A 14,770-nucleotide genomic window follows, 5' to 3' on the forward strand; every position below is an offset into this window, starting at 1 on the left:
GCACCTCTAAGCCCTTAACAAAAATAACAAAGCAGCCAATACCATCAAGCTGACAATGACAGAAGTGTCTTTTCCTGTCCATACAAGCTTTCTGTATTTCGTGCGTCCCTCTCCGCTTTGATAACCCCTTGCTTCCATTGCCACCGCAAGCTCTTCAGCGCGTTTGAATGCACTGACGAAGAGAGGGACAAGAAGGGGTACAATCGCCTTCACTCTGTCTTTTACAGGGCCGCTTGTAAAATCAACGCCTCTCGCCATCTGAGCCTTCATGATCTTATCTGTCTCCTCCATCAAGGTCGGGATAAACCGTAATGAAATGGACATCATAAGAGCGAGCTCGTGAACAGGAAGTTTTATTTTTTTAAATGGATTCAGAAGCTGTTCCATTCCATCGGTAATCTCAATCGGAGTTGTCGTCAGTGTTAATAAGGTTGTGATTAAAATGAGATAAACGAATCTAAGAGAAATAAATATCCCTTGAACCAAACCGCCCTCATAGACTTTGAAAACACCTAATTGAAAGAGAACCGGTCCTTCGTGTGTCATGAATATGTGAAGAAGGAACGTGAAAAGGACAATCCAGATGATTGGCTTTAACCCTTTTAGCAAAAAAGGGAAAGGAACTCGTGTTAAAGAAACGACACCCATTGTAAACAATCCAAGCAACGCATATGTCTGCACATTATTGGCCAGAAATACGATACAAACAAATAAAAAGATCGTGATGAGTTTTGTTCTGGGGTCAAGCCGATGCACAAGTGAAGAGCCCGGTACATACTTGCCGATAATCATGCTGTCCATCATAAGGTTTTCTCCCCCCGAAAGAGAGTACGGATTTCACTAGCAGCCTCTTCAATTGTGAGCATAGGCTCTTTAAATGTGACGCCAAGTGCAGCTTCAAGCTGCCTTTGAAATTTGATCGTTTCCGGAAGGTCAAGCCCCCAGCCAGCCATCTCTTCACCTTTTGAAAACAAATCACGCGGACTGCCTGAAGCTTGTATCGTTCCTTTATGCATGACAATCATTTCATCAGCGTATGCAGCTGCGTCTTCCATGCTGTGTGTTACAAGGATCGTCGTCAGGTTTCCCCGTTGATGAAGCTCATAAAACATGTCCATTATCTCTTTTCGTCCTCTTGGATCCAACCCAGCAGTCGGTTCATCCAAAACAAGCACTTCAGGGTCCATTGCAAGTACGCCGGCAATTGCAACTCTGCGCATTTGTCCCCCGCTTAATTCAAAAGGCGATCTGTCCAGAAGCTCTTCTGATAAACCAACGAGCTTCAGCATCTCTCTCGCTCTTTGTTCAGCAGCCTCTTTTTTTACACCAAAATTCATAGGTCCGAACGAAATATCTTTGAGAACTGTTTCTTCGAATAATTGATGCTCAGGAAATTGGAAAACGATTCCGACTTTTTTACGAAGGGCTTTCAGCTCTTTATTCTTTTTCCCTGCCTGGATAACAGTGCTGCCTAGTGAAATCTGTCCCTCCGTCGGTTTCAGTAGGCCATTCAAGTGCTGAAGAAGAGTGGACTTGCCAGAGCCTGTATGCCCGATAACGGCTACATAGCTTCCTTCTTTAATCGATGCATTGATGTCATACAGTGCAAGGCGCTCAAACGGCGTCTTCATCTGATAACGATGCTCTACATCTTTGATTGTAATGTCCATAGCTCTTTCACCAGCCCTTCCTGAGTCAAATGATTTTCCTCCAGCGCCAGTCCATTTTTCCGTAAAAGCTGGCTGAGCTGGAATGAGAAGGGTAAATCAAGCCCGATTTGAACAAGTTGCTTATTCAATTTAAAAATCTCTTCAGGCGTCCCTTCGGCATATTTCTTCCCGCCATTCATCACAATGATCCGGTCTGCTTTTGCTGCTTCATCTAAATCATGTGTGATAGAAATGACAGTGCCCATGCCCTGTTCCTTTAAGTGCCTTACCGTTTCAAGCACTTCTTCTCGCCCGATCGGGTCAAGCATAGATGTTGCTTCATCTAAGATAATAATATCAGGACGTGCGGCAATCACTCCCGCAATCGCAACTCTCTGCTTTTGGCCCCCGGAGAGATGGTGCGGCTCTTGATCGAGAAAATCTTGCATATTCACCTGTTTTACTGCCCAGTCTACTCTCTCAATCATTTCTTCCCGCGGTACACCATTGTTTTCTAAACCAAAAGCCACATCATCGCGAACCGTCGTTCCGACAAATTGGTTGTCCGGATTTTGAAAGACCATGCCAATCTTTTTACGCACTTCCCAAACGGATTCCTCTGTCAATTGAATCCCAGCAACCTCAATGTCGCCTGATTCAGGAAGGATTAAGCCATTCAAAGCCCGGGCCAGTGTTGATTTCCCTGAACCGTTATGACCTACAATAGCAAGCCATTCACCCTCATACACCTGCAGGGAGACGCCGTCTAATGCCCGTCCTTCTGCGTCTTTCCGATATCGAAATACGATATCCTCTACCGATATCAACTGATTTTGATTCATGGAAAACCGGCCTCCTCTCAGCTAACGCTCTGCTATTCTCTCTATATAAAAAGTTGCAGTATCTAAAAAAAGGGCATAGATCCAGTTAGAAACTGTCCCGCCCTTCTTTAGATACACAAAAATATGTGATATTAAACCAATTCGATAATTGCCATTGGTGCTCCGTCACCACGGCGAGGACCAAGCTTCATAATACGTGTGTATCCACCTTGGCGCTCCTCGTAACGAGTTGCAATGTCAGAGAATAATTTTTGAAGTGCATCTTGGTTATTTTCTTCGTTAGCAACCTCGTTGCGGATGTATGCAGCAGCTTGACGGCGAGCGTGAAGATCGCCGCGTTTGCCAAGCGTGATCATTTTTTCAACTACAGAGCGAAGTTCTTTCGCACGTGTTTCAGTTGTTTCGATTCTTTCATTGATGATCAAATCAGTTGTAAGATCACGAAGCATAGCTTTACGCTGTGCACTCGTACGTCCTAGTTTTCTGTATGACATATGATGTCCCCTCCTTTATTGGAATGCTGTTCTGATAATAAACACACGAAAATCCTAGTTCACATGGGAAACTAGTCAATCGTCTTTGCGAAGTCCGAGTCCAAGTTCTTCTAGTTTCGCTTTCACTTCTTCAAGTGATTTCCGTCCTAGGTTACGAACTTTCATCATATCTTCTTCCGTCTTGTTCGCAAGCTCTTGAACCGTGTTAATACCCGCACGCTTTAGGCAGTTGTAAGAACGAACTGAAAGATCCAATTCTTCAATTGTCATTTCAAGAACTTTCTCTTTTTGATCTTCTTCTTTTTCAACCATGATTTCAGCATGCTGAGCTTCGTCAGTTAAACCAACGAATATATTAAGGTGTTCAGTTAAAATCTTTGAACCAAGCGCAATGGCTTCTTTCGGTCCAGTGCTTCCATCAGTCCAAACATCAAGTGTAAGTTTATCATAGTTTGCAACTTGGCCTACACGAGTGTTCTCTACCTGATAAGATACACGAGAAACTGGTGTATAGATAGAATCGATCGGAATCACGCCGATTGGCTGATCGTCTCTCTTGTTTGCGTCAGCAGGCGTATACCCACGTCCTCTTTGAGCAGTAAGGCGAACTCGGAAACTCGCATTCTCACCAAGAGTCGCGATATGAAGATCAGGATTTAAGATCTCTACATCACTATCGTGTGTAATATCAGCTGCCGTTACAGTTCCTTCGCCCTGTACATCAATTTCTAGCGTCTTCTCTTCATCAGAGTAGATTTTCAATGCAAGCTTTTTAATGTGTAAGATAATCGTTGTAACATCTTCCACAACGCCTTCAATTGTCGAGAATTCGTGCAGTACACCATCTATCTGGATTGATGTTACAGCGGCACCAGGGAGTGAGGATAAGAGGATACGACGTAAGGAGTTACCCAGAGTTGTACCATATCCACGCTCAAGTGGCTCTACGACAAACTTACCAAATTTGGCATCGTCGCTGATTTCAACCGTTTCGATTTTTGGTTTTTCAATCTCGATCATTACTTAAAACCCTCCTTCAAAACGTCGAAACCTCGAATAGAATCATATGAGATTCCATCCGAAATTCCCCATTGTTTAGTCCCGTATGTGCTCAGGCAACGAGTCGGTGCATTCGTTTCATAAATAACTGTATCATAACCCATTATTGACAGGGACACAAAATCTATACAAACAAATTACACGCGGCGACGTTTTGGTGGACGGCATCCGTTATGAGGAACAGGAGTTACGTCTCTGATAGCAGTGACTTCTAGTCCAGCAGCTTGAAGTGCACGAATTGCAGCTTCACGGCCTGAACCAGGGCCTTTAACAGTAACCTCAAGAGTTTTAAGACCATGTTCGATTGAACCTTTAGCAGCTGTTTCTGCAGCCATTTGCGCAGCAAAAGGAGTAGATTTACGAGAACCTCTGAATCCTAGAGCTCCGGCACTAGACCAAGAAAGAGCATTACCATGAGTGTCAGTGATCGTAACGATCGTGTTATTGAAAGTTGAACGAATATGAGCAATTCCAGACTCAATATTCTTTTTCACGCGACGTTTACGCGTGTTAGATTTACGAGCAGCAGCCATTGTTTAGGTACCTCCCTTACTTATTTTTTCTTGTTAGCTACAGTACGACGCGGACCTTTACGAGTACGCGCATTGTTTTTAGAGTTTTGTCCGCGAACAGGCAATCCTCTGCGATGGCGGATTCCGCGGTAGCTTCCGATTTCGATCAGACGCTTAATGTTAAGAGAAACTTCACGGCGAAGGTCACCTTCTACTTTCAGTTTGTCAATAACATCACGGATTTTACCAAGTTCTTCTTCAGTAAGATCACGCACACGAGTATCTTCTGAAACACCAGCCTCTTTCAAGACTTGCTGAGCCGTTGTACGGCCAATTCCGAAGACATATGTTAAAGAAATAACAACACGTTTCTCACGTGGGATATCTACACCAGCAATACGAGCCATTCTCTGGGCACCTCCTTATAAATTATCCTTGTTTTTGTTTATGCTTTGGATTTTCACAGATCACCATTACTTTTCCTTTTCTGCGAATAACTTTACATTTTTCGCAGATTGGTTTAACTGATGGTCTCACTTTCATGTGTTTCCAACCTCCTTCAGTTTCCGGAGTGCTTTATTTGTAACGGTACGTAATCCTGCCACGAGTTAAGTCATATGGAGATAATTCTACCGTAACTTTGTCTCCAGGTAAAATGCGAATGAAGTGCATGCGGATTTTACCAGATACGTGAGCCAAAACAGTGTGGCCATTCTCAAGTTCAACTTTGAACATCGCGTTTGGCAGTGTTTCGACTATAGTACCTTCCACTTCAATTACATCGTCTTTCGCCATTCAAGTGTTCTCCCTTCTTCAAATCAGTAACTTGCTTTCTGACAAATTTCAAAAGAAGTTTGTCACACGCCCTGTTTCGTTTATACTGTTCTGAACTTCCGGAGATACGCAATCATAAAGGGTTAAATGATTGATATTTTTTTCTCAGGAGAATGAAATGTACGCTTTTCTCCGTCTGTTGTTAGTACAATGATGATGGGTAACAATTCCAATGACAACAGCAAGATGAATTCGGTCCTGCCAATGTTCATCCAAACTTTCTGCCCTATCAAGCCTGAAAAAAACACATGTCCTCGGAATTATTTTCATCACCTAGACTCTCGTCAGTATATCAAAACCCGTTTCCGTAATCGCAATTGTATGTTCAAAATGAGCACACTTTTTCCCATCTACCGTTACAACCGTCCAGTTATCAGCCAATGTTTTCACGTAGCGGCTGCCAGCGTTCACCATAGGTTCAATAGCGAGAACCATGCCAGGTTTAAGCCGTGGTCCTTTGTTGGGCGGACCGTAATGAGGAATTTGCGGGTCCTCATGCAAGTCTTGACCAACACCATGTCCGACATACTCCCTAACAACTGAAAACTGCTCATTTTCGACATACGTTTGTATTGCGTGGGAAATATTCGACAAACGTTCACCTGGTTTTGCTTCCTGCAAGCCTTTATATAAAGACTCCTCTGTCACTTCCAGAAGTTTTTTATCAGCATCGCTGATGTTTCCTACCGGATATGTCCATGCAGAGTCACCATGATAACCATTTAATTTAGCACCGATATCAATACTGATGATGTCTCCGTCCTTTAGCACCCTGCTGCCAGGAATACCGTGAACGAGTTCTTCATTAACTGATACGCAAATGCTCCCGCGAAACCCATTATACCCCTTAAAAGATGGGATTGCACCCTGCTTCTTAATAAAACGTTCGGCAATTTGATCCAATTCTTTTGTCGAGATTCCTGGTTTAATGTGCTTTTTTAACTCTTCATGAGTTAAAGCCACGATTCGCCCTGCTTCCCGCATGATATCAAGTTCACGTGGGGTTTTACAGATAATCATTTTTTTAATCCTCCAAGAAGATCCTTCACATCTGCATAAACGTCTTGAATGTCCTGTTGGCCATTCACGTTTGCAAGATAACCTTTCTCAGAATAAAAATCGAGTAAAGGCTGAGTTTGCTTCATGTTTACCTCAAGCCGTTTAGAGACGGTTTCCTCATTATCATCTGCCCGTTGATAGAGTTCGCCTCCGTCTTTATCACAAACACCCGGCGTTTTCGGCGGATTAAAGATTAAATGATAGGTTGTGCCGCAAACACTGCAAATTCTGCGTCCAGTCAGACGTTCCATTAGAGCGTCTTTGTCGACTTCAATGTTAATGACATAATCAATCGGCTTGCCGTATTCCTCAAGAATTTCTTCAAGAGCTTCGGCTTGAGCGACTGTTCGCGGAAATCCGTCCAGAAGAAAACCTCTTTCACAATCATCTTTGCCAAGTCTTTCTTTGACAATTCCAATTGTGACTTCGTCAGGTACGAGCTCTCCCTTATCAATATAAGATTTTGCTTCGAGTCCGAGTGGTGTTTCTTCTTTCATAGCAGCACGGAACATATCTCCTGTTGAGATATGAGGAATCCCATAATCCTCAACAATTCGTTCGCCCTGTGTACCTTTACCGGCACCAGGAAGCCCCATTAAGACTAAGTTCATTCGGATTTCCCCCCGTCCTCTCTTTATTAAGAGGGAATGGATAAATCCATTTCCTCTAGTTTTTCATAAATCCACGGTAGTTTCGTTTCACCAACTGGCTTTCTAGTTGTTTCATTGTCTCTAAGGCTACCCCGACAACAATTAACAAAGATGTTCCGCCAATTTGTGCACTTTGAGGCAATCCAGCGAATTGAATGAAAAAGATAGGAAGAATGGAAATCACGGCTAAGAATATAGAACCCACAAACGTAAGTCGATACAAAATGCTCGTAATTCTATCTTGAGTCATTTTCCCTGGACGAACCCCCGGGATATAGCCACCCTGTTTTTTAAGGTTATCAGCCATTTGTTCAGGATTAACCTGTACAAAAGCATAAAAGTACGTAAAGGCAATAATCAACGCAACATATATCGCCATACCCACCGGATGTGTATTGTCAAAGTAGTTTTGAATCCACTTTGTCACATCGTTTGTTCCAAAGAATGAAGCGATTGTCCGCGGCGTTATCAAAAACGCAACTGCAAAGATCACCGGAATAACCCCTGCAGGGTTTACTTTCAATGGAAGGTGAGTAGACTGTCCACCGCCAGCAGGTGAACGACCTGTGCCTTTAGCATATTGAATCGCAATTTTCCGTACGGCTTGCTGAATGAAAATAACTCCAACAATAACTGCTAAAATCGCAATCACAAGAAGTGCGATTTTCACAATATGAATAAACAACTGATCGTCGCTGCCGACAAATTGAGTCTCATATATTTGTCCAATCGTTTTTGGAATACTAGCCACAATCCCCGCGAAGATAATGATCGATATTCCGTTGCCTACTCCATGAGACGTAATTTGCTCTCCAAGCCACATTAAAAAGGCAGTTCCGCCAGTGAGCACTAAAGCAATAATAAGATATGTCGATACACCGGATTTTTCGATCAGCATACCGTTTGCCAGATTGTTGAATCCGTATGACATACCTAACGCTTGGATGAAACCAAGCACAATCGTAAAGTACCTTGTGAACTGAGCTAATTTACGGCGGCCAACTTCACCTTGCTTAGACCACTCGGTAAACTTCGGCACCACATCCATCTGAAGCAGCTGAATGATGATCGAAGCCGTGATATAAGGAGTAATTCCCATTGCGAAAATGGAAAATTGGTAAAGCGCACCGCCGCCAAATGTATTAAGGAGATCAAAAACACCCATTTGAGACTGTGCCTGTAACACTTCAGCGTTAACATAAGGCACAGGAATAAACGCACCTATGCGAAAGACGATAAGCATGAGTAAAGTGAATATGATTTTATTCCTGATATCACTCACACGCATAAAGTTGGAGATTGTTTTAAACAAGTTAGATCACCTCAGCTGTACCGCCAGCAGCTTCAACAGCTTCTTTTGCAGAAGCAGAGAATTTATTGGCTTTTACAGTTAATTTTTTCTCTAATTTACCGTTGCCAAGAATCTTTACTCCTGCATTAAGTTTGCTAATAACACCAGTCTCAAGAAGAAGTTCAGGAGTGACTTCCGTTCCTTCTGCAAAACCGTTCAATTTGTCTAGGTTGACTACAGCGTATTCCTTGCGGTTGATGTTAGTGAAACCGCGTTTAGGAAGACGTTGGAATAAAGGCATTTGTCCCCCCTCGAATCCTGGGCGTACACCACCGCCAGAACGAGCGTTTTGACCTTTGTGACCTTTACCAGCTGTTTTACCGTTGCCAGAACCAATACCACGACCTACGCGATTACGCGTTTTGCGTGAACCTTCTGAAGGTTTTAATTCATGAAGTTTCATTAGGACACCTCCTTATCCAATCAATTATTTTTATTGTTCTTTAACAGAAACTAAATGAGATACTTTATTAATCATACCGCGGATCGCAGCGTTGTCTTCGTGAACAACAGTTTGGTTTGTTTTCTTTAAACCGAGTGTTCTCACAGTAACGCGTTGATCTTCCGGACGACCGATTACACTTCGTTTGAGGGTAATTTCTAATTTAGCCATTAATGTTCCCTCCTTATCCTAACAGTTCTTCTACAGATTTTCCACGAAGCTTTGCAACGTCTTCAGCGCGCTTAAGTTCACTTAAACCTTGAAGAGTTGCACGAATCATGTTGATCGGTGTGTTAGAACCTAAAGACTTAGAAAGGATATCAGCTACACCAGCAAGCTCAAGTACCGCACGTACAGGGCCTCCAGCGATAACTCCAGTACCTTCAGAAGCAGGTTTTAACAAGATGTTACCTGCACCGAAACGTCCGATGATTTCGTGTGGAATTGTAGTTCCAACCATTGGTACTTCAATTAAATTCTTTTTCGCATCTTCAACAGCTTTGCGGATCGCTTCTGGTACTTCTTGTGCTTTACCAGTACCGAATCCTACGTGTCCGTTTTTGTCACCGACAACGACTAGAGCTGCGAAGCGGAAACGACGACCACCTTTAACAACTTTCGCTACGCGGTTAACCGTAACTAAGCGTTCTTCTAACTCTAATTTGCTTGGGTCAATACGACGCATAATCATGTGTCCCTCCTTCTTTTATTAAAATTTAAGTCCAGCTTCACGAGCAGCATCAGCCAAAGCTTTTACACGTCCATGGTATAAGTATCCGCCACGGTCAAATACTACGTCAGAAACGCCTTTTTCAGCAGCGCGTTTTGCAACTAATTCTCCAACTTTAGTAGCAGCAGAAGTATCTCCAGTGCTTTCAACATTCAAGTCTTTATCGAGAGTAGATGCACTAGCAATTGTTACACCATTTACATCATCGATGATTTGAGCGTAGATGTGCTTGTTAGAACGGAAAACGTTCAGACGCGGTCTTTCAGCAGTACCGGAAAGTTTAGCGCGAACACGAGCGTGTCTTTTAAGACGAGCAGCATTTTTGCTAGTTTTCGTAATCATCTAGGTCACTCCTTTCTTCACTTTAAGCGATCTTACTTAGCAGATTTACCTTCTTTGCGGCGAACAACTTCACCTTCGTAGCGGATTCCTTTACCTTTGTAAGGCTCTGGAGAACGGACAGCGCGAATGTTAGCAGCAATAGCTCCTACACGTTCTTTGTCTGTTCCTTTTACAACTACTTTAGTTTGAGAAGGAACTTCGATTTCGATGCCTTCTTCAGGAACGATCTCAACAGGGTGAGAGTATCCAACGTTTAAAACAAGTTTATTTCCGGATTTAGACGCACGGTAACCGACACCGACTAATTCCAAACCTCTTTCAAATCCTTTAGATACACCTTCAACCATGTTGCCAAGCAGACTGCGAGTCGTACCATGCAGCGCACGGTGCTCTTTATGATCAGAAGGACGAGCGACTGTAAGCACATTGTCCTCTACTTTAATCTCCATATCAGGGTGAAACGTACGAGTTAATTCTCCTTTTGGTCCTTTCACAGCTACAGTATTGTTATCGTTAAACGTTACTGTAACATCAGAAGGAATCTCAAGTAACTTCTTACCTACACGAGACATACCAAACACCTCCATTCATGTTAAACTTCTTACCAAACGTATGCTAGAACTTCTCCACCAGCTTGTTTTGCACGGGCTTCTTTGTCCGTTAAAACACCTTGTGATGTAGAAATAATCGCAATTCCAAGACCGTTAAGTACGCGAGGTACTTCATTAGATTTAGCATAAACACGCAAACCAGGCTTGCTGATTCTTTTAAGACCAGTGATAACACGCTCGTTGTTTTGTCCGTATTTCAAGAAAACGCGGATGATACCTTGTTTGCTGTCTTCTACGAACTCAACGTCACGAATGAAACCTTCACGCTTTAAAATTTCAGCAATTTCTCTTTTCAATTTAGAAGCAGGAATTTCAAGCTTCTCATGACGTACCATGTTTGCATTGCGAATACGAGTTAGCATATCTGCAATTGGATCTGTCATAACCATTATATAATTACCTCCTTCCCTTTCTTGGGGATTACCAGCTGGCTTTTTTCACGCCAGGAATTTGTCCTTTATATGCAAGCTCACGGAAACAAATACGGCAAAGTTTAAATTTACGAATGACTGAATGCGGACGTCCGCAGCGTTCACAGCGTGTGTACTCTTGTACTTTAAACTTTGGTGTACGTTGTTGTTTCGCAATCATAGACTTTTTAGCCACGATTTCGCCTCCCTTTCATTGATTATTTCTGGAACGGCATACCTACTTGAGTTAATAGCTCACGAGCTTCTTCGTCAGTATTAGCAGTTGTTACGATAACGATGTCCATTCCGCGAACCTTAGTTACTTTATCGTAGTCAATTTCAGGGAAGATTAACTGTTCTTTAACACCAAGTGTGTAGTTACCGCGACCGTCGAAAGATTTTTTAGAAACCCCGCGGAAGTCACGTACACGCGGTAAAGATACAGAAATAAGTTTATCAAGGAAATCATACATGCGCTCTCCGCGAAGAGTTACTTTCGCACCGATAGGCATTCCTTCACGCAGACGGAATCCAGCAATTGATTTCTTCGCACGAGTAACGACAGGTTTTTGACCTGCGATAAACGTTAATTCTTCAACAGCACTGTCGATTGCTTTCGCGTTTTGAACAGCGTCACCAACACCCATGTTGATTACGATTTTTTCGATTTTAGGCACTTGCATGACAGAATCATAGTTGAACTTTGTCATTAAAGCAGGTGCAATTTCTTTATTGTACTTTTCTTTAAGGCGGTTCATGAGATAGACCTCCCTTCCTTTTAATACTATTTATCTAGAACTTGCCCAGATTTTTTTGCTACACGAACTTTTTTGCCATCTTCCACTTTGTATCCTACGCGAGTCACTTCACCTGTTTTAGGATCGAGCGGCATAACGTTTGATACATGAATTGGCGCCTCTTGATTAGAAATACCGCCTTGAGGGTTAGCTTGAGTTGGTTTAGAGTGCTTCTTCACCATGTTCACACCTTCAACTAAAACGCGGTCCTTTTTAGGGAAAGCAGCAAGGATTGTTCCTTGTTTGCCTTTATCTTTACCAGAGATAACCATTACTTTATCGCCTTTTTTAACATGCATCCTGATCGCACCTCCTTGACTAAGGCATTTATTTCATTAGATAACTTCTGGAGCTAGAGAAACAATTTTCATAAAGTTGTTTTCACGCAACTCACGAGCAACTGGTCCGAAGATACGAGTTCCACGTGGGCTCTTGTCGTCACGGATGATAACACATGCATTCTCATCGAAGCTGATGTATGAACCGTCGCTTCTGCGTGCTCCGCTTTTCGTGCGAACGATAACAGCTCTTACGACTTCACCTTTTTTGACAACGCCTCCTGGTGTTGCTTGTTTAACCGTGCAAACAATGACATCACCAATGTTAGCTGTTTTGCGTCCAGAACCACCGAGAACTTTAATAGTAAGCACTTCACGAGCGCCAGAGTTGTCAGCTACTTTTAAACGAGTCTCTTGTTGAATCATTATTTGTTACCTCCCTTCGGAAAAAGAATTCCGAACTTTATTAGATAATAACAGCTTCTTCGACAACTTCAACTAGACGGAAACGCTTAGTTGCAGACAATGGACGAGTTTCCATGATCTTTACGATGTCACCGATTTTAGCTTGATTATTTTCATCATGTGCTTTGAATTTTTTTGAGTATTTTACGCGTTTACCGTAAAGTGTATGTTTTTTGTATGTTTCAACAACAACAGTGATGGTTTTATCCATTTTGTCAGAAACTACACGGCCTTGGTAAACTTTGCGCTGGTTACGTTCGCTCATGCTCACGACCTCCCCTCAGTGATTATTTATTAGCAGCAATTTCTCTTTCACGAATCACAGTTTTCATGCGCGCGATAGCTTTGCGCACTTCACGAATGCGAGCAGTATTTTCAAGTTGTCCTGTCGCTAATTGAAAGCGAAGATTGAAAAGTTCTTCTTTAAGAGACTTTACTTTTTGTTCAATTTCAGCAGTGGTAAGGTCACGAATTTCATTAGCTTTCATTTGATTCACCACCAATTTCTTCACGTTTTACGAACTTCGTTTTAATTGGCAATTTATGAGATGCAAGACGAAGTGCTTCACGAGCTACCTCTTCAGACACACCAGAAATCTCAAATAAAACTTTGCCCGGTTTTACAACAGCTACCCAACCTTCTGGAGCCCCTTTACCGGATCCCATACGTACCTCAAGTGGTTTAGCAGTGTAAGGTTTAGAAGGGAAAATTTTGATCCAAACTTTACCGCCACGTTTCATGTAACGAGTCATCGCAATACGTGCAGCTTCGATTTGACGGTTAGTGATCCAAGAAGCTTCAAGAGCTTGGATACCGAACTCACCGAAATGTACTTCAGTACCGCCTTTCGCACGACCACGCATTTTTCCGCGATGCTCTCTGCGATATTTAACGCGTTTTGGTAATAACATATTATTTTCCTCCTTCCTCAGTTTTCTTCTTAGTAGGAAGAACCTCTCCACGATAGATCCAGACTTTCACACCAAGCTTACCGTAAGTAGTGTCAGCTTCAGATGTTGCATAGTCAATGTCCGCACGTAATGTGTGCAATGGAACAGTTCCTTCACTGTAGTATTCAGAACGAGCGATATCTGCACCGCCAAGACGACCAGAAACCATTGTTTTCACACCTTGTGCTCCAGCACGCATAGTACGTTGGATTTGTTGTTTCTGCGCACGGCGGAAAGAAACACGGTTTTCTAATTGACGAGCGATGTTGTCAGCAACTAGCTGTGCATCAAGATCTGCTCTTTTGATTTCAAGAATGTTAATGTGTACACGCTTGCCAGTAAGGCTGTTAAGGGCTTTGCGAAGTGCTTCAACTTCAGAACCGCCTTTACCGATAACCATACCAGGCTTAGCTGTGTGGATCGTAATGTTAACGCGATTTGCTGCACGCTCGATTTCCACTTTAGAAACAGAAGCGTCAGAAAGGCGTTTGCTAATGTATTCACGAATTTTTAAATCTTCGTGCAGGAAGTCAGCGTAATCTTTACCAGCGTACCACTTAGATTCCCAATCACGAATGACTCCGATACGAAGACCGACTGGATTTACCTTTTGACCCACTACTTATCCCTCCTTCTTTTCTGATACAACGATTGTAATGTGGCTCGTACGTTTGTTGATTTGGCTCGCACGTCCCATAGCACGTGGGCGGAATCTTTTTAACGTAGGGCCTTCGTCAACGAATGCTTGAGAAATAACAAGGTTGTTAACGTCCATTTCATAGTTATGCTCAGCATTTGCAATAGCGGATTTTAATACTTTCTCGATAATTGGAGAAGCAGCTCTTGGTGTAAGGTTCAAGATTGATACTGCCTCACCTACTTGCTTGCCTCGAATCAGGTCCATTACTAGACGTGCTTTACGAGGAGCAATTCGGACTGTTCTTGCAACAGCTTTAGCTTGCATTTAAAAGCCTCCTCTCTTAGCGTCTTGTTTTTTTGTCATCACTAGCATGGCCTTTGTACGTACGAGTTGGAGCGAATTCACCCAACTTATGCCCTACCATATCTTCAGAGATGAATACAGGCACGTGTTTACGTCCGTCATAGACTGCGATTGTGTGACCAATAAACTGTGGGAAAATAGTAGAACGACGAGACCAAGTTTTTACCACTTGTTTCTTGTCTGATTCGTTTAATTTCTCGATTTTTGTCATCAAGTGTCCATCGACAAATGGTCCTTTTTTCAAGCTGCGAGCCATTTTGGAACCTCCCTTCGTGATTGCACTACGGTCCG

Annotated in this window: 28 protein-coding genes; all 28 read right to left on the reverse strand. The window is 42.7% G+C overall.

Going from position 1 to position 14,770, the window contains the following annotated elements; genetic code table 11:
• Positions 1-6 precede the first annotated feature (6 nt).
• Positions 7-804 (reverse strand): energy-coupling factor transporter transmembrane component T family protein, encoded by a 798-nt coding sequence (locus BV11031_RS18075; protein ID WP_039076403.1) that lies wholly within the window; start codon positions 802-804, stop codon positions 7-9.
• Positions 801-1,670, reverse strand: a complete 870-nt coding sequence (locus BV11031_RS18080) for an energy-coupling factor ABC transporter ATP-binding protein (RefSeq protein ID WP_129550801.1) — start codon at positions 1,668-1,670, stop codon at positions 801-803. The genes BV11031_RS18075 and BV11031_RS18080 overlap by 4 nt, the downstream gene beginning before the upstream one ends.
• Entirely contained in the window at positions 1,646-2,491 is an 846-nt protein-coding gene (locus BV11031_RS18085; RefSeq protein WP_129550802.1) for an energy-coupling factor ABC transporter ATP-binding protein, read from the reverse strand. Before BV11031_RS18085 ends, BV11031_RS18080 begins: the two co-directional genes overlap by 25 nt.
• Before the next feature lie 131 nt (positions 2,492-2,622).
• A complete protein-coding gene (gene rplQ / locus BV11031_RS18090; protein ID WP_003225836.1) occupies positions 2,623-2,985 on the reverse strand; it encodes a 50S ribosomal protein L17 in 363 nt (120 codons plus the stop codon).
• A 75-nt stretch (positions 2,986-3,060) separates the two neighbouring features.
• Positions 3,061-4,005, reverse strand: a complete 945-nt coding sequence (locus tag BV11031_RS18095) for a DNA-directed RNA polymerase subunit alpha (RefSeq protein WP_003225835.1) — start codon at positions 4,003-4,005, stop codon at positions 3,061-3,063.
• A gap of 176 nt (positions 4,006-4,181) precedes the next feature.
• The gene (gene rpsK, locus BV11031_RS18100; protein WP_010332782.1) at positions 4,182-4,577 is read right to left on the reverse strand and encodes a 30S ribosomal protein S11; all 396 of its coding nucleotides are present in this window, start codon (positions 4,575-4,577) and stop codon (positions 4,182-4,184) included.
• A 20-nt stretch (positions 4,578-4,597) separates the two neighbouring features.
• Positions 4,598-4,963 (reverse strand): 30S ribosomal protein S13, encoded by a 366-nt coding sequence (gene rpsM / locus BV11031_RS18105; protein ID WP_129550803.1) that lies wholly within the window; start codon positions 4,961-4,963, stop codon positions 4,598-4,600.
• Between the two features lie 22 nt (positions 4,964-4,985).
• A complete protein-coding gene (rpmJ, locus tag BV11031_RS18110) occupies positions 4,986-5,099 on the reverse strand; it encodes a 50S ribosomal protein L36 (protein WP_003156543.1) in 114 nt (37 codons plus the stop codon).
• A 33-nt stretch (positions 5,100-5,132) separates the two neighbouring features.
• Positions 5,133-5,351, reverse strand: coding sequence for a translation initiation factor IF-1 (infA, locus tag BV11031_RS18115; protein WP_003156508.1), 219 nt, complete (start codon positions 5,349-5,351; stop codon positions 5,133-5,135).
• A gap of 312 nt (positions 5,352-5,663) precedes the next feature.
• On the reverse strand, positions 5,664-6,410 hold the full coding sequence (gene map, locus BV11031_RS18125; RefSeq protein WP_039076400.1) for a type I methionyl aminopeptidase: 747 nt from the start codon (positions 6,408-6,410) through the stop codon (positions 5,664-5,666).
• Positions 6,407-7,060, reverse strand: coding sequence for an adenylate kinase (locus BV11031_RS18130; RefSeq protein ID WP_019713058.1), 654 nt, complete (start codon positions 7,058-7,060; stop codon positions 6,407-6,409). Before BV11031_RS18130 ends, map begins: the two co-directional genes overlap by 4 nt.
• Positions 7,061-7,115: 55 nt before the next feature.
• Complete coding sequence (gene secY, locus BV11031_RS18135) at positions 7,116-8,411, reverse strand: preprotein translocase subunit SecY (protein WP_039076399.1); 1,296 nt, start codon at positions 8,409-8,411, stop codon at positions 7,116-7,118.
• Between the two features lies 1 nt (position 8,412).
• Complete coding sequence (rplO, locus tag BV11031_RS18140) at positions 8,413-8,853, reverse strand: 50S ribosomal protein L15 (protein ID WP_003225819.1); 441 nt, start codon at positions 8,851-8,853, stop codon at positions 8,413-8,415.
• A gap of 30 nt (positions 8,854-8,883) precedes the next feature.
• Complete coding sequence (gene rpmD / locus BV11031_RS18145; protein WP_003156497.1) at positions 8,884-9,063, reverse strand: 50S ribosomal protein L30; 180 nt, start codon at positions 9,061-9,063, stop codon at positions 8,884-8,886.
• A 13-nt stretch (positions 9,064-9,076) separates the two neighbouring features.
• Entirely contained in the window at positions 9,077-9,577 is a 501-nt protein-coding gene (gene rpsE / locus BV11031_RS18150; protein WP_003328273.1) for a 30S ribosomal protein S5, read from the reverse strand.
• 24 nt (positions 9,578-9,601) lie between these two features.
• Positions 9,602-9,964 carry a 50S ribosomal protein L18 gene (gene rplR / locus BV11031_RS18155; protein WP_039076398.1) on the reverse strand — a complete coding sequence of 121 codons (363 nt, stop codon included), beginning with the start codon at positions 9,962-9,964 and terminating at the stop codon, positions 9,602-9,604.
• Positions 9,965-9,996: 32 nt separating this feature from the next.
• Positions 9,997-10,536, reverse strand: coding sequence for a 50S ribosomal protein L6 (gene rplF, locus BV11031_RS18160; RefSeq protein WP_039076397.1), 540 nt, complete (start codon positions 10,534-10,536; stop codon positions 9,997-9,999).
• A gap of 29 nt (positions 10,537-10,565) precedes the next feature.
• Positions 10,566-10,964, reverse strand: a complete 399-nt coding sequence (rpsH, locus tag BV11031_RS18165) for a 30S ribosomal protein S8 (protein ID WP_003241998.1) — start codon at positions 10,962-10,964, stop codon at positions 10,566-10,568.
• Between the two features lie 31 nt (positions 10,965-10,995).
• The gene (gene rpsN, locus BV11031_RS18170) at positions 10,996-11,181 is read right to left on the reverse strand and encodes a 30S ribosomal protein S14 (protein WP_003156488.1); all 186 of its coding nucleotides are present in this window, start codon (positions 11,179-11,181) and stop codon (positions 10,996-10,998) included.
• A gap of 22 nt (positions 11,182-11,203) precedes the next feature.
• A complete protein-coding gene (rplE, locus tag BV11031_RS18175; RefSeq protein WP_039076396.1) occupies positions 11,204-11,743 on the reverse strand; it encodes a 50S ribosomal protein L5 in 540 nt (179 codons plus the stop codon).
• 26 nt (positions 11,744-11,769) lie between these two features.
• Positions 11,770-12,081, reverse strand: coding sequence for a 50S ribosomal protein L24 (gene rplX, locus BV11031_RS18180; protein ID WP_003156486.1), 312 nt, complete (start codon positions 12,079-12,081; stop codon positions 11,770-11,772).
• A gap of 36 nt (positions 12,082-12,117) precedes the next feature.
• Positions 12,118-12,486 (reverse strand): 50S ribosomal protein L14, encoded by a 369-nt coding sequence (gene rplN / locus BV11031_RS18185; RefSeq protein ID WP_003156485.1) that lies wholly within the window; start codon positions 12,484-12,486, stop codon positions 12,118-12,120.
• 40 nt (positions 12,487-12,526) lie between these two features.
• Positions 12,527-12,790 (reverse strand): 30S ribosomal protein S17, encoded by a 264-nt coding sequence (gene rpsQ / locus BV11031_RS18190; protein WP_003225804.1) that lies wholly within the window; start codon positions 12,788-12,790, stop codon positions 12,527-12,529.
• A gap of 22 nt (positions 12,791-12,812) precedes the next feature.
• The gene (rpmC, locus tag BV11031_RS18195) at positions 12,813-13,013 is read right to left on the reverse strand and encodes a 50S ribosomal protein L29 (protein WP_003156482.1); all 201 of its coding nucleotides are present in this window, start codon (positions 13,011-13,013) and stop codon (positions 12,813-12,815) included.
• Positions 13,003-13,437 carry a 50S ribosomal protein L16 gene (gene rplP, locus BV11031_RS18200; protein ID WP_003225801.1) on the reverse strand — a complete coding sequence of 145 codons (435 nt, stop codon included), beginning with the start codon at positions 13,435-13,437 and terminating at the stop codon, positions 13,003-13,005. The genes rpmC and rplP overlap by 11 nt, the downstream gene beginning before the upstream one ends.
• 1 nt (position 13,438) lies before the next feature.
• Entirely contained in the window at positions 13,439-14,095 is a 657-nt protein-coding gene (rpsC, locus tag BV11031_RS18205) for a 30S ribosomal protein S3 (protein ID WP_003242001.1), read from the reverse strand.
• 3 nt (positions 14,096-14,098) lie between these two features.
• Positions 14,099-14,440 (reverse strand): 50S ribosomal protein L22, encoded by a 342-nt coding sequence (gene rplV / locus BV11031_RS18210; RefSeq protein ID WP_014662532.1) that lies wholly within the window; start codon positions 14,438-14,440, stop codon positions 14,099-14,101.
• Between the two features lie 16 nt (positions 14,441-14,456).
• A complete protein-coding gene (gene rpsS / locus BV11031_RS18215) occupies positions 14,457-14,735 on the reverse strand; it encodes a 30S ribosomal protein S19 (RefSeq protein ID WP_039076395.1) in 279 nt (92 codons plus the stop codon).
• Between the last annotated feature and the right edge of the window lie 35 nt (positions 14,736-14,770).

Origin of the sequence: Bacillus vallismortis (assembly GCF_004116955.1) — a bacterium.
GTDB classification, from domain to species: Bacteria; Bacillota; Bacilli; order Bacillales; family Bacillaceae; genus Bacillus; species Bacillus vallismortis.

Coding starts and splice junctions, on each gene's coding strand:
- rpsM (WP_129550803.1), bottom strand. CDS start 4,963: ATGGCTCGTATTGCTGGTGTAGATATCCCACGTGAGAAACGTGTTGTT.
- BV11031_RS18095 (WP_003225835.1), bottom strand. CDS start 4,005: ATGATCGAGATTGAAAAACCAAAAATCGAAACGGTTGAAATCAGCGAC.
- rpsK (WP_010332782.1), bottom strand. CDS start 4,577: ATGGCTGCTGCTCGTAAATCTAACACGCGTAAACGTCGCGTGAAAAAG.
- rplE (WP_039076396.1), bottom strand. CDS start 11,743: ATGAACCGCCTTAAAGAAAAGTACAATAAAGAAATTGCACCTGCTTTA.
- BV11031_RS18075 (WP_039076403.1), bottom strand. CDS start 804: ATGATGGACAGCATGATTATCGGCAAGTATGTACCGGGCTCTTCACTT.
- map (WP_039076400.1), bottom strand. CDS start 6,410: ATGATTATCTGTAAAACCCCACGTGAACTTGATATCATGCGGGAAGCA.
- BV11031_RS18085 (WP_129550802.1), bottom strand. CDS start 2,491: ATGAATCAAAATCAGTTGATATCGGTAGAGGATATCGTATTTCGATAT.
- rpsE (WP_003328273.1), bottom strand. CDS start 9,577: ATGCGTCGTATTGACCCAAGCAAATTAGAGTTAGAAGAACGCTTAGTT.
- rplR (WP_039076398.1), bottom strand. CDS start 9,964: ATGATTACGAAAACTAGCAAAAATGCTGCTCGTCTTAAAAGACACGCT.
- rpmJ (WP_003156543.1), bottom strand. CDS start 5,099: ATGAAAGTGAGACCATCAGTTAAACCAATCTGCGAAAAATGTAAAGTT.
- rplX (WP_003156486.1), bottom strand. CDS start 12,081: ATGCATGTTAAAAAAGGCGATAAAGTAATGGTTATCTCTGGTAAAGAT.
- infA (WP_003156508.1), bottom strand. CDS start 5,351: ATGGCGAAAGACGATGTAATTGAAGTGGAAGGTACTATAGTCGAAACA.
- rplQ (WP_003225836.1), bottom strand. CDS start 2,985: ATGTCATACAGAAAACTAGGACGTACGAGTGCACAGCGTAAAGCTATG.
- rplF (WP_039076397.1), bottom strand. CDS start 10,536: ATGTCTCGTGTAGGTAAGAAGTTACTTGAGATTCCTTCTGATGTTACA.
- BV11031_RS18080 (WP_129550801.1), bottom strand. CDS start 1,670: ATGGACATTACAATCAAAGATGTAGAGCATCGTTATCAGATGAAGACG.
- rpsH (WP_003241998.1), bottom strand. CDS start 10,964: ATGGTTATGACAGATCCAATTGCAGATATGCTAACTCGTATTCGCAAT.
- rplV (WP_014662532.1), bottom strand. CDS start 14,440: ATGCAAGCTAAAGCTGTTGCAAGAACAGTCCGAATTGCTCCTCGTAAA.
- rpmC (WP_003156482.1), bottom strand. CDS start 13,013: ATGAAAGCTAATGAAATTCGTGACCTTACCACTGCTGAAATTGAACAA.
- rplN (WP_003156485.1), bottom strand. CDS start 12,486: ATGATTCAACAAGAGACTCGTTTAAAAGTAGCTGACAACTCTGGCGCT.
- rpmD (WP_003156497.1), bottom strand. CDS start 9,063: ATGGCTAAATTAGAAATTACCCTCAAACGAAGTGTAATCGGTCGTCCG.
- rpsS (WP_039076395.1), bottom strand. CDS start 14,735: ATGGCTCGCAGCTTGAAAAAAGGACCATTTGTCGATGGACACTTGATG.
- rplP (WP_003225801.1), bottom strand. CDS start 13,437: ATGTTATTACCAAAACGCGTTAAATATCGCAGAGAGCATCGCGGAAAA.
- rpsQ (WP_003225804.1), bottom strand. CDS start 12,790: ATGAGCGAACGTAACCAGCGCAAAGTTTACCAAGGCCGTGTAGTTTCT.
- BV11031_RS18130 (WP_019713058.1), bottom strand. CDS start 7,060: ATGAACTTAGTCTTAATGGGGCTTCCTGGTGCCGGTAAAGGTACACAG.
- rplO (WP_003225819.1), bottom strand. CDS start 8,853: ATGAAACTTCATGAATTAAAACCTTCAGAAGGTTCACGCAAAACGCGT.